General features: G+C 64.5%; 13 protein-coding genes. 9 read left to right on the plus strand and 4 right to left on the minus strand.

All coding sequences use genetic code 11. From position 1 onward, the window contains the following. Nucleotides 1-63 precede the first annotated feature (63 nt). Both AC0L2L_RS26855 and AC0L2L_RS26860 read right to left on the minus strand, forming a co-directional pair. Complete coding sequence (locus AC0L2L_RS26855; RefSeq protein ID WP_473582691.1) at nt 64-801, minus strand: lysylphosphatidylglycerol synthase domain-containing protein; 738 nt, start codon at nt 799-801, stop codon at nt 64-66. Between the two features lie 237 nt (nt 802-1038). After that, the gene (locus AC0L2L_RS26860) at nt 1039-1512 is read right to left on the minus strand and encodes a carboxymuconolactone decarboxylase family protein (RefSeq protein WP_473582693.1); all 474 of its coding nucleotides are present in this window, start codon (nt 1510-1512) and stop codon (nt 1039-1041) included. A 132-nt stretch (nt 1513-1644) separates the two neighbouring features. Here AC0L2L_RS26860 and AC0L2L_RS26865 point away from each other — a divergent pair, with 132 nt between their 5' ends. Genes AC0L2L_RS26865 through AC0L2L_RS26875 form a run of 3 tightly spaced genes read left to right on the plus strand, consistent with a single transcriptional unit; the run spans nt 1645 to nt 3831 of the window. After that, nucleotides 1645-2265 (plus strand): TetR/AcrR family transcriptional regulator, encoded by a 621-nt coding sequence (locus AC0L2L_RS26865; protein WP_473582695.1) that lies wholly within the window; start codon nt 1645-1647, stop codon nt 2263-2265. Nucleotides 2266-2297: 32 nt separating this feature from the next. Then, nucleotides 2298-2924 (plus strand): hypothetical protein, encoded by a 627-nt coding sequence (locus tag AC0L2L_RS26870; protein ID WP_473582697.1) that lies wholly within the window; start codon nt 2298-2300, stop codon nt 2922-2924. 58 nt (nt 2925-2982) lie between these two features. Further along, complete coding sequence (locus AC0L2L_RS26875) at nt 2983-3831, plus strand: 23S rRNA (adenine(2030)-N(6))-methyltransferase RlmJ (RefSeq protein ID WP_473582699.1); 849 nt, start codon at nt 2983-2985, stop codon at nt 3829-3831. A gap of 21 nt (nt 3832-3852) precedes the next feature. Here AC0L2L_RS26875 and AC0L2L_RS26880 read toward each other — a convergent pair whose 3' ends face one another. After that, nucleotides 3853-4650 (minus strand): helix-turn-helix domain-containing protein, encoded by a 798-nt coding sequence (locus tag AC0L2L_RS26880; RefSeq protein ID WP_473582701.1) that lies wholly within the window; start codon nt 4648-4650, stop codon nt 3853-3855. A gap of 133 nt (nt 4651-4783) precedes the next feature. Here AC0L2L_RS26880 and AC0L2L_RS26885 point away from each other — a divergent pair, with 133 nt between their 5' ends. From AC0L2L_RS26885 to AC0L2L_RS26895, 3 genes are all read left to right on the plus strand, one after another. Continuing rightward, a complete protein-coding gene (locus tag AC0L2L_RS26885) occupies nt 4784-5206 on the plus strand; it encodes a VOC family protein (RefSeq protein ID WP_473582703.1) in 423 nt (140 codons plus the stop codon). A 20-nt stretch (nt 5207-5226) separates the two neighbouring features. Continuing rightward, nucleotides 5227-5589 (plus strand): DoxX family protein, encoded by a 363-nt coding sequence (locus AC0L2L_RS26890; RefSeq protein ID WP_473582705.1) that lies wholly within the window; start codon nt 5227-5229, stop codon nt 5587-5589. Nucleotides 5590-5822: 233 nt separating this feature from the next. Continuing rightward, nucleotides 5823-6272 carry a hypothetical protein gene (locus AC0L2L_RS26895; protein WP_473582707.1) on the plus strand — a complete coding sequence of 150 codons (450 nt, stop codon included), beginning with the start codon at nt 5823-5825 and terminating at the stop codon, nt 6270-6272. 450 nt (nt 6273-6722) lie between these two features. On the opposite strand, the gene AC0L2L_RS26900 is transcribed toward AC0L2L_RS26895, so the two are convergent. Further along, nucleotides 6723-7313, minus strand: a complete 591-nt coding sequence (locus AC0L2L_RS26900; protein WP_036258035.1) for a TetR/AcrR family transcriptional regulator — start codon at nt 7311-7313, stop codon at nt 6723-6725. Nucleotides 7314-7501: 188 nt separating this feature from the next. Here AC0L2L_RS26900 and AC0L2L_RS26905 point away from each other — a divergent pair, with 188 nt between their 5' ends. From AC0L2L_RS26905 to AC0L2L_RS26915, 3 genes are all read left to right on the plus strand, one after another. Further along, nucleotides 7502-7951 (plus strand): DinB family protein, encoded by a 450-nt coding sequence (locus tag AC0L2L_RS26905; protein ID WP_473582709.1) that lies wholly within the window; start codon nt 7502-7504, stop codon nt 7949-7951. Between the two features lie 414 nt (nt 7952-8365). Beyond that, nucleotides 8366-8719, plus strand: coding sequence for a hypothetical protein (locus tag AC0L2L_RS26910; protein ID WP_473582711.1), 354 nt, complete (start codon nt 8366-8368; stop codon nt 8717-8719). A 271-nt stretch (nt 8720-8990) separates the two neighbouring features. After that, the gene (locus tag AC0L2L_RS26915) at nt 8991-9587 is read left to right on the plus strand and encodes a glutathione S-transferase (RefSeq protein ID WP_473582713.1); all 597 of its coding nucleotides are present in this window, start codon (nt 8991-8993) and stop codon (nt 9585-9587) included. Nucleotides 9588-9829 lie beyond the last annotated feature (242 nt).

Here is a 9829-nt window from a genome sequence, read left to right on the forward strand (position 1 = left end):
CCCCGCTGGCGGGCGTCCATATTGGGCGTGGCGTTATTCGCCCCGGGGGGGGGGGGCGCGGCCCTATTGGGCCCCTACCCGGGCCCGCCCCGCCCCGGGCTGTTGGGGGGGGGGTGGGGCGCCGACGGCGCCGGGAAAGGCGGTCTGGAACGAGGTGCCGAGCAGCATGGCAAGCAGCCAGCCCTGCACGCCGAGCTTCAGCGCCCAGTTGGCGATCGTCCACCACCAGCCGTAGCGCGAGCGTCCAGTCGCTTCGGTGAAGATGTCGCGCAATTTGCCGAATTTCGAGACGATCCTGCCGCGCCCCGCCCAGTCATGCGGCGCGCGCGCCCAGCGCGGCAGATACCATGCGGCGGCGATCAGCGCCGCGATGCCGGCGGCGCGTAGCGCCGGATGCAGGCCCGGCCAGACGAGGCAGGCCAGCACGCCGACGACGAAAGCGTCCTGCAGCCTGAACCAGAGGAGCGAAGCGCTGGCGCGCACGATCGGTACGCCGAACACCTGGCGCAAAAGTATCGGGAAGGCTGTCTCGCCGCCGCGGAACGGCACGATGTTGATCATGGCATTGTGGATCAGGATGACGCGAAGCACGGCGCCGAAGCGGCCGTTCACATCGTCGCGGAACTCGTCGCAGACACGCAGCGCCCGCAGCACATAGGTCACGAACAGCGCTACCGCCACCGCCGCGAAAGCGCCGGGCGTGATGCTGGCAAAGGCATCGCCGACCATCTTCCAGCGCGAGTCGCTGGCAAGCCATGCCAGCAGCGCCAGAGTGACGATTATCGATATCGCTCGCTTCAATCAGGTCTCCAACCGGCCGCCTGTCGGCGGAAGCACTATCCGAGGGCTCCAGAGGAGCGACGCTCGAATGTCGGCCCGGCCGGCGCCGGTTCGATATCGGACCCGCGCCGGCTTTTTTTCAAGGCGCTGTTCCTATAGAGCAGCAGCCGCGGTGAATCCACAAGCTTGGTTGGAGCATCGATCGGGACGATCAAAGGCGGGCGGACGCGCCGCCCGCCCGCTTTGCCGGGACAAGTCTTATTCTCCGCCCATCTCTTTCTTGAACTGGTCGAAATCGACCTGCATGCCGTTGAAGATGGTGCTCCAGTGGCGCGTGAGTGCCGCCATGGTGACGGCCTCCTGGATCTCCTCGTCGGTGGCGCCGGCGCGCTTGGCGTCCTGCGTGTCCGACCAGATGCAGTAGGTGCAGGGGATCTGCGCCGCGACTGCCAGCGAGATCAGCGACTTGACCTTCGGCGGCAATGCCGTCTTGTCGCTGAGCTCGATGGCCTTGACCTCGGCCCAAGCGCCGGGCAGACCGGCTTTCGGGAACTGTTTCACGAAGCTCGGCACGCCGCCCATCGTTGACTGGATGTCCTTGAGGGTGGCGTCATAATCGTCGGCCCTGGCAGGCGCGGCAGCTAGGACGGCGGCGAATACGCCCGCGGCGGCGGCGAGCGAGGCGGAACGAAGGCAGGAATGCGCGGTTGAAGCGACGCGAATGACTGACATGATGTTCTCCTCTGGTTTTTGTTAGCCTTACGATGTAAGGTGTCCCGAAAATGAACCTTACGGTGTAAGTTGTCAAGCGCCATGGATGCACCGAGCAAAAAAAACCGAACCCGTGGGAAACTGTCCCGCGAAATGATCGAGGACGCCGCTTTTGAGGTGATCGAGCGGGAAGGGCTGTCTGGCTTTTCTATGCGCAAGCTCGCTGCCAGGCTCGGCTGCGAGGCGATGAGTATCTACCACCACTTCCCCTCGCAGGCGCATCTCTACGAGGCGTTGGTCGACCGCCAGATGAGCGGGCTTGTCGTTCCCGACGACAGCATGCCGTGGCGCGAGCGGGCGCGCGTCGGCATGCAGGAATTCCGCCGCGTCGCCACCGAGCATCCGGCCTTCGCGCCGTTCCTCGTGGTCTACCGCATGAACTCGCCGCCCTGCCTTGCCAAGCTCAACGCCGTCATCGGCTTGTTCGAGGATGGCGGCTTCGGTCCCGAGCTCAGCGCCCGCCTGTTCCGCGCCGCCAGTTACTATTTGACGGGCGCGATCCTCGACGAGACGGCCGGCTACGCCAAGGGGCCTTCGGCGGTCACCACCGTCAGCGACGAGGAACTGGCTCGCGACTATCCGAGCGTCATGAAGGCCGGCGCTTATTTCGGCACCGGCGGTTTCGACAAGACTTTCGAGCTTGGCCTGGAAATGTTTCTGGACGAGATGGAGCGGGTCCGCGAAGCTGCCCGAAACGAAACCGCTAAGAAATAGCGGCAATCTCCCGAAAAAAGCCAAGGCTCTGAATGCGTTTCCTCTGCGTGCTTCTCGTCATCGCCGGCGCCGCCATCGGCATCTTCTATCCGTGGGCGATGAGCAATTTTTCCGGCCATGCCATCGGCACGTACCGCGTCTACGAGGGCGGCCGCTTCCGGCCGGTCACCGTTCAGCTCGCCGCAAGCGATGCGCCGGTAAGGGTGCTGGTCGACCTTACAGCGCGGGCCGAACGCATCGCCGGGCAGCAGCGCACGGTGCTGACGCTGACCGCGGCCGGAGGCGGCCGCACGGTGCTCGCCGCCACGCTCTCCTTCAACCACACCGACAATCCACGCCAGGTCAGCCCGCAGCTGCCCGACAAGATCTTTCGCGACGAGGCCGGCGTCATCGATAAGGTCACGCCCGGTCCTTACGTCTTCACCGTCGGCCCCGGCGATGCGGACGGCATCGACATGCGCGCTGTCGATCTCATCCTGCGCGCCGGCACCGGCTCGATCGACGAACGCGCGCAGCCGGCCGGCTACACGCTGATGGGCATCGGCCTGGCCGGCCTGGCGCTGTCCCTGGTCTTCGGCCGCCGCGGCGGAGGCCATCCGCAGAATCCCAATTCGCAGCCGCCGCCGCGCTGGGGCCGCAACGGGTCGCCACGAGCATGATGCCGAAAAGTGTTAAGCGGTTTTCGGTCGACATCATGCTCTTTGGAGTGAGGCGCGCATGAATTATCGCCACGCCTACCACGCCGGCAATTTCGCCGATGTCGTCAAGCATGCGGTGCTCGCCCGCCTCGTCGAATATCTCAAGCAGAAGGACAAGGCCTTCCGCGTCATCGACACCCATGCCGGCATCGGCCGCTATGATCTTGCCTCGGCCGAGGCCGGCAAGACCGGCGAGTGGCAGGGCGGCATCGGCCGGCTGCTAGGGGCCACGCTCGAGCCGCAGGCGGCGGCACTTCTCCAGCCCTATCTGCAGGCAGTGCGCGCGCAAAATCCCGACGGCGGGCTCAAGCGCTATCCCGGTTCGCCGCTGATCGTTCGCCATCTCCTGCGCAACCAGGACCGGCTGACGGCGGTCGAACTGCACCCGAAGGATGCCGCGCGGCTGAAATCGGTTTTCGCCGGCGATTTCCAGGCGAGGGTGATCGAGCTCGACGGCTGGCTGGCGCTCGGCGCGCAACTGCCGCCGAAGGAAAAGCGCGGCCTTGTCCTGATCGATCCGCCTTTCGAGGAGGAGGGCGAGTTCTCCCGGCTCGTCGAAGGCCTGCATAAGGCGCACCGGCGCTGGCCGGGTGGCATTTACGCGCACTGGTATCCGATCAAGGACCGCAAGGCGGTGACCGCCTTCCGCGCGGCGCTGAAGGAGACAGGCATTCCAAAGCTGCTCGACATTGCATTCGAGATCCGGCCTGCCTCGCAAGAGCCCAGTCTCGACGGCAGCGGCCTGCTGGTGGTCAATCCGCCCTACACGCTGGAAGGCGAGTTGCGGCTGTTGCTGCCGGCGCTGCACAAAGTTCTCGCCGTTCGGCAGCCGTCGCGCTGGACGCTCGATTGGCTGGCTGGCGGCTAGACTACGGCTCCCGCGTTCCCCTCAAGCCAGCGCCGAAGGCGTCGCGCCGGTCAACCGCCGGCTTTCGCGGATCAGATGCGCCTGGTCGGCATAGCCGGCCTCGATCGCCAGCAACGCGGTCGAGGCGTCGCCCTGCTGTCGTTGCAGGCGCCGGAACCGGTGGAAGCGCAGGATGCGGTCGAGCGTCTTCGGACCATAGCCGAAAGTGTCGTCGAAGCGCCGCCGCAGCGTCCGCTCGCTCATATGCAGATGGCGTTGCAGGAACGGAACCAGCGGCGTTTCCGGCGGCAGTCCCTCGTCGATGACGTCGAAGGCCCGGCCCATCTGCGGGTCGAGCGCATCGCGCCCCCGCATGTGCATGCCGACCGTCTCCTCCAGTTGCCGCACCAGGTCGACAAGGTCGGGAGCCGCCTTGATGCGGTCGGTCAGCGCGCGGGCGCGGGTTCCCCACACTTCGCCGAGGTCCAGTCGCCCGCCGACGATTTCGCCGGCCGGCACGCCGAGCCAGCCGGCGGCCGCACCCGGCCGGAAGCGGAAGCCGATGATCACCGTGCCGGCCGGCGGCGTCTCGATCTGCGGTTCCCTGTCCGGCCCGGCCACGCGGAAACGGCCGTCGACCCATTGCAGATCGATCGTGGCGTCCGGCGTGATGACGATGGGTGGAACGGCACGCTCGTCCATGCGGTGGACCCAGACCGCGGAGAAGGCATCGGCCAGGCCCCGCGGGGCGGGCCGTTCCCGAAAGCAGCCGGTTGTCTGCGCCAGGACCGGTTCCATCTCTTCTCCGATCTGTTCCACCCGGATCGGTGCGACGGTCATTTTGGCCGAAATCTTCAAGGCTGGCCAAGTCATCCATGGCAAAACGGATGGAGTTTCACGGTGCTTCACGCACTCGCATCGGACCCGCATCCGTTTGCGACCGTGGTCACGAATATAGAAAGGAGTGAGAGAAATGAAAGCTCGCATCACTGTATTGACGCTTGGCGTCGACGATCTGGAAGCGTCGCTCAAATTCTATCGCGACGGCCTCGGCCTGCCGACCGAAGGCATCATCGGCCGCGAATTCGAACATGGCGCCGTCGCCTTCTTCGACCTCGCCGGCGGTCTGAAATTCGCGATCTTCGAGCGCGCCAACATCGCCCATGACGCGACGGTGCCACAGAGCGGCCGCAGCCCGACCGAGCTCACCATCGGCCACAATGTCGGCAGCGAGGCCGAGGTGGACGCGGTGATGGCGGAAGCCGTCAAGGCTGGCGCGCGCGTGGTCAAGCCCGCGCAAAAAACCTTCTGGGGCGGTTATGCCGGCTACTTCCAGGATCCCGACGATCATCTGTGGGAGGTCGTCTACAACCCGGCTTTCATTCCGCAGGATTAAAGTCTCATTGGGAGGCCGCAATGCCCATTCAGACCATTCAAGCGGTCGGCGCTTTCCTCATCGGCGGCGTCTTCATTGTCGCCGGCATCGAGCACTTCGTGAAATTCCGGGCGATGAGCGACTATCTGGCGAGCCGGGGGTTCCCGGCTCCCGCCCTGATGCTCGCCGCCGGCTCGGCGGTCGAGGTCGTCGCCGGCCTGATGCTCGCGCTGGGATTTGCATTGCCCTTTGCCGCTGGCGCATTGGCCGCGTTCACGCTGGCGACGAATGTCATGCTGCTGCGCTTCTGGGCGAGCGAAGAGCCGGAGCGCCAGGTGCTGCGCAATGCGTTTCTGATCAACATCGCCGTCATCGGCGGGTTGCTGCTTGCCGGCACTGTCTGAAGCAATTCCAGGAAAAGTGTGTAGCGGTCAGGTTCGGCGTCTTCGCCGTAACCTTCCGTCCGGAATTGCGTGAAAACAAAGAGCTAGAGCGGTTCGGCGGTTCTATCAAACGCTGAACCGCTGTAGCCGGGGAGGTCCGGAAGGAAGCTTTGCGGAAACCATTGTTTTCGCACCCGCTTGACCGCCGCCAAGCGAATCCGCACAGTGCGCGGAACCGACCTTGAGAGGCTGTCATGACTCGCTTCGCCCATTCCGCCCTTGCCGCGCTGATTTCGCTTACTCCGTTGGCCACCTCGCTGGGCTTCAGCCCGGCCGCGCATGCCGCCGACCTTTCCGTCTACAGCGGGGACGATGGCAGCGTCTGCGGCGAAAACTGGGTGCTGAGCAAGATTACCGACCGCTTCTCCTATCAGGTGCACCACGTGCCGCACCTGCCGGTCGTCGCGATCACCGATTTCCGCAACATCCGCCAGCATCGCTACGAACCGGCGAGCGACGAATGGCCGATCGGCCGCCACTATTGCCGCGCCACCGTCAACCTGTCGGACGGTCGCGACCGCTCGATCTTCTACCTGATCGAGGAAGGCCAGGGTTTTGCCTCGATCGGCGACAATGTCGAATTCTGCGTCTCGGGCTTCGACCGCTGGCTGGTCTATAACGGCCGCTGCCGGGTGCTCAGGTAATTGCTGGCCGGCAAACAGTTGGGGTAAGCGCTCTACGGCACCCCCCTCTGGCCTGCCGGCCATCTCCCCCACAAGTGGGGAGATTGCAACCCTGCTTCCCTTGATACGTTCGAGATTGGCGAAAGCCAGCATGACGGCTGATCTCCCCCCTCGTGGGGGAGATGTCCGGCAGGACAGAGGGGGGCGCTGTCCCGCCGGCCGATCATCGTTTTCCTGAACTGTTTCAGCCGCCACCGGCGCGCGCCATGAGCAGCGCCCGCTCCCGCTCATTGCCGGTCAGCTCGGCGGCGGGCGGAATTCGGCGCGGGCTTCGTCCATCCGGCCGAGCCTCGCCAGGAATCGACAAGCTTGGCGAAAATTAATTGCGATGCCGGCCGAAGAGGCGTGGCGGCACGCGAGCCGGCGTCTCCTCCGCTGTCGCTGCCTCAGGCTGCCTTGCCGCCCGCTAGGTCAGGTAGCCCGGCTACCTGACAGATAGGCCGAGATCAGCTCGACGAGCTGCTTCTGCAATTCCGGCGCGTCGAGCATGTTGCGCCGCGCCGCGTTGTGGATCACGCCCTCGATCGCCGAGGAGAGCACGCGCGCCATCGTCTCGGTGTCCTTGCGGCGTTTGCGGTACTGCGCGACGGCCGCCGCGTAATGTTCGAGATAGCGCGTCTGGAACGAGGCATGCGCGGCGCGCGAGCCGCGGTCGCCGGGCGCCTCGTCGAGCAGCACCTGGTGCAGCGTCGGGTGGATGCTGTGCGCGCCGATCATGCCGCGCACCAGTTCGCGCGCGAACTGCCTCAGCGGCTTCTCGTCGGCCGCCGCTTCGCGAATCACCGACAGCACATGGTCGAAGTGACGGCGCCGGATTGCTTCGACCAGAGCGAGCTTGTCGGGGAAATATTGATAGAGCGAGCCGATGCTGACGCCCGCGGCCTCGGCCACCTTGTTGGTGGAAAACCCGGCCCAGCCGAGCTCGCTCAGAACGTGAGCACCGGCTTCGATGATCGCCTCGACGGTGGCGATCGAACGCGCCTGGCGCGGCTGCTTGCGCATGCGCGCGGCCGGCTTTGCAATGCGAGTAGACATCCTGGCCGGTCTCCCGAGAATATAAACAGGATACTCACATTCATTTCGCCAACGCAAATGGAGCCGGAAGATGAGCGCCAAGACCCTGCTGAGAAGCCTGCTTGCCTACCAGGCCTGGGCGAACGACGAGCTCGTGGAAGAGCTTGCCTGCCGGGATGGATCCGTCCCGCGACGTCGAGGAACGCCACGACGCGATCCGGCTGATGAGCCACATCCATGTCGTGTCGCGGATTTTTGCCGCGCATCTGAAGGGCGTCGCCCATGGCTATGCTAGCGACGACACCGCGGAAACTCCAGAGCCGGCCGGGTTGCGTACCGCATTGGCAGAGGCCGACGGCTGGTATCTCGACTATCTCGAAACCGTTTCGGAACAGGAGCTTGCCGAGCCGGTCGCCTTCATCTTCACCGACGGCGACCAGGGCTGCATGACGAGGCAGGAGATGCTGACCCATGTCGTCCTGCACGGCGGCTACCATCGTGGCGAGATCGGTCGCATGCTGGCGCGGATCGCGGTCTCGCCGCCCTGGGATACCTATGCCGTCCATCTGCACCGGGCCGAGCCGGCGCGTCGCCAGCAGGGCGAACGCGATCCCGCTGAGGTTTGACGACAGTGCTCATGAATATGAGCTTTCAGCTCACTTTCTGGCGCGAAAGCTTTTGCTCCTGCGCATGGCCGGTTCATCTGTAGATGTTTTGCGCTGGACAAGATGAAGCAGGCGTTCGGCGGCTTCTTCTCTATTGTGAGTAGTCTGCTCACATTCTTATGTAAAGTTGTGCTACGGGTCGATGGATGATCAGGCGATAGAAGCTGCACCGAAACCTGCGTGGCGCCCCGTCACTTCGAAAGTGACAGATTCGCTCACAATTTTTCGATGAGACGCATCTTCACGCGTTTCGTGTAACCAAAATTCAATAACTGAAAATCATTGTGTTGCTTCGCTGGCTAGACAGTCGCGAGTCAGATATGCATAGACACGCCGGGTCACTCATGACCATCGGCAAAACGCAAGGGGCATCGCATGGCAAAGACAACAACCAAGGCGCCGGCGGCGAAAGCGCCGGCAAAAAAGCCGGCAGCTAAGGCTGCCGCGAAACCTGCAGCAGTGAAGAAGGCAGCGGCACCGAAGGCAGCCGCCAAGGCTCCGGCCAAGGCAGCAGCGAAGCCGGCGGCCAAGAAGCCGGTAGCGAAGGCTGCGGCCAAGCCCGCCGCCAAGAAGCCGGTAGCGAAGGCTGCGGCGAAGCCCGCCGCCAAGAAGCCGGTAGCGAAGGCCGCGGCCAAGCCCGCCGCCAAGGCTCCGATGAAGGCCGCCGCCGCCAAGTCGACGGCAGCTGTCAAGAAGGCGCCGGCGAAGAAGCCGGCCGCCAAGAAGTAATCGCGTAGCTTCGCGCGCGAACCGCAACAGGTGAGGGCGGATGCCGTCGAGGCATCCCTCTCGCAAGTAGGGTGTGTCAGCAAGCGAAGCCGGAGCGGACGCTCCTCCTAAAGCTCTCGGAAATTTTGCCGCCAGGCAAAACTTCCGGGAGCTTTTTTATTGCGGCGCCTGCGCCGGCAAAATGCATTGGCCAATCTGGATTGGCCTTGCTGGCCGTTGCCCTTCGGATCGTGATCGGTCAACAGTGCCGTAACCAACTGGGAAACCGCTCATGCCGAAACTGCTCTATGCACCCACCTCGCCCTACAGTTCGAAGGTCCGCATGGCGGCCACCTATGCCGGCATCGCGGTCGATCTCGTGCCGGTCAAGACGGAGGACAAGCCCGCCGAACTGATCTCGGCCAATCCGCTCGGCAAGATCCCGGTGCTGGTGCTGGAGGACGGCCGCGCGATCCATGACAGCCGCGCCATCACCCAGCATCTCAACCGCATCTCCAAGAATCTGTTGTTTCCACGCAACTCCGACAAGCGGCTCAAGGCGGAAATCCTCGAGGCGCTGGCCGACGGCATCTGCGACTGCGCGCTGTCGATGGTCTATGAGCGGCGTACGCGCCCCGAGACGATGGTCTACCAGCCCTGGCTCGACCGCCAGTGGGGCAAGATCACCGCCGCGCTCGACCTGCTCAACGCCAACCCGCCGAAGCTGCCGAAGAAGATCACCGCCGGCCACATGGCGCTGCGCGCCTGCCTCGGTTATCTCGCGCTGCGCTTTTCCGGCCAATGGGAGAAGGGCCGCAGCCGCCTGATCCGCTGGGCCGCGAGGTTTGATGAGAAGTTCCCAGAGTTGAAAAGCAGCGTGCCGGGGTGAGGCGCGCTCCCCTTCTCCCCTTGTGGGAGAAGGTGGATCGGCGCGATAGCGCCGAGACGGATGAGGGGTGTTGGAAGAAATGAGGCGCTGGTGAACAGCGCATAGAGGACCCGTGAAGGCGTGCGTCAAGCTGGAGCACCCCTCATCCGTCCGAGCTTCGCTCGGCCACCTTCTCCCACAAGATCCTATGAGGGCGTGGATGGCGGCGCGATGTTTCGCCAAGATTGGTTTTCCACCCACGC

Source organism: Mesorhizobium sp. WSM4832, from assembly GCF_055811115.1.

Excerpts from the sequence above, each read along its gene's own strand:
- AC0L2L_RS26865 (WP_473582695.1), top strand. The coding sequence starts at position 1,645 with ATGATCGAGGACGCCGCTTTTGAGGTGATCGAGCGGGAAGGGCTGTCT.
- AC0L2L_RS26860 (WP_473582693.1), bottom strand. The coding sequence starts at position 1,512 with ATGTCAGTCATTCGCGTCGCTTCAACCGCGCATTCCTGCCTTCGTTCC.
- AC0L2L_RS26870 (WP_473582697.1), top strand. The coding sequence starts at position 2,298 with ATGCGTTTCCTCTGCGTGCTTCTCGTCATCGCCGGCGCCGCCATCGGC.
- AC0L2L_RS26895 (WP_473582707.1), top strand. The coding sequence starts at position 5,823 with ATGACTCGCTTCGCCCATTCCGCCCTTGCCGCGCTGATTTCGCTTACT.
- AC0L2L_RS26875 (WP_473582699.1), top strand. The coding sequence starts at position 2,983 with ATGAATTATCGCCACGCCTACCACGCCGGCAATTTCGCCGATGTCGTC.
- AC0L2L_RS26910 (WP_473582711.1), top strand. The coding sequence starts at position 8,366 with ATGGCAAAGACAACAACCAAGGCGCCGGCGGCGAAAGCGCCGGCAAAA.
- AC0L2L_RS26915 (WP_473582713.1), top strand. The coding sequence starts at position 8,991 with ATGCCGAAACTGCTCTATGCACCCACCTCGCCCTACAGTTCGAAGGTC.
- AC0L2L_RS26885 (WP_473582703.1), top strand. The coding sequence starts at position 4,784 with ATGAAAGCTCGCATCACTGTATTGACGCTTGGCGTCGACGATCTGGAA.
- AC0L2L_RS26880 (WP_473582701.1), bottom strand. The coding sequence starts at position 4,650 with ATGACCGTCGCACCGATCCGGGTGGAACAGATCGGAGAAGAGATGGAA.
- AC0L2L_RS26900 (WP_036258035.1), bottom strand. The coding sequence starts at position 7,313 with ATGCGCAAGCAGCCGCGCCAGGCGCGTTCGATCGCCACCGTCGAGGCG.
- AC0L2L_RS26905 (WP_473582709.1), top strand. The coding sequence starts at position 7,502 with ATGGATCCGTCCCGCGACGTCGAGGAACGCCACGACGCGATCCGGCTG.
- AC0L2L_RS26890 (WP_473582705.1), top strand. The coding sequence starts at position 5,227 with ATGCCCATTCAGACCATTCAAGCGGTCGGCGCTTTCCTCATCGGCGGC.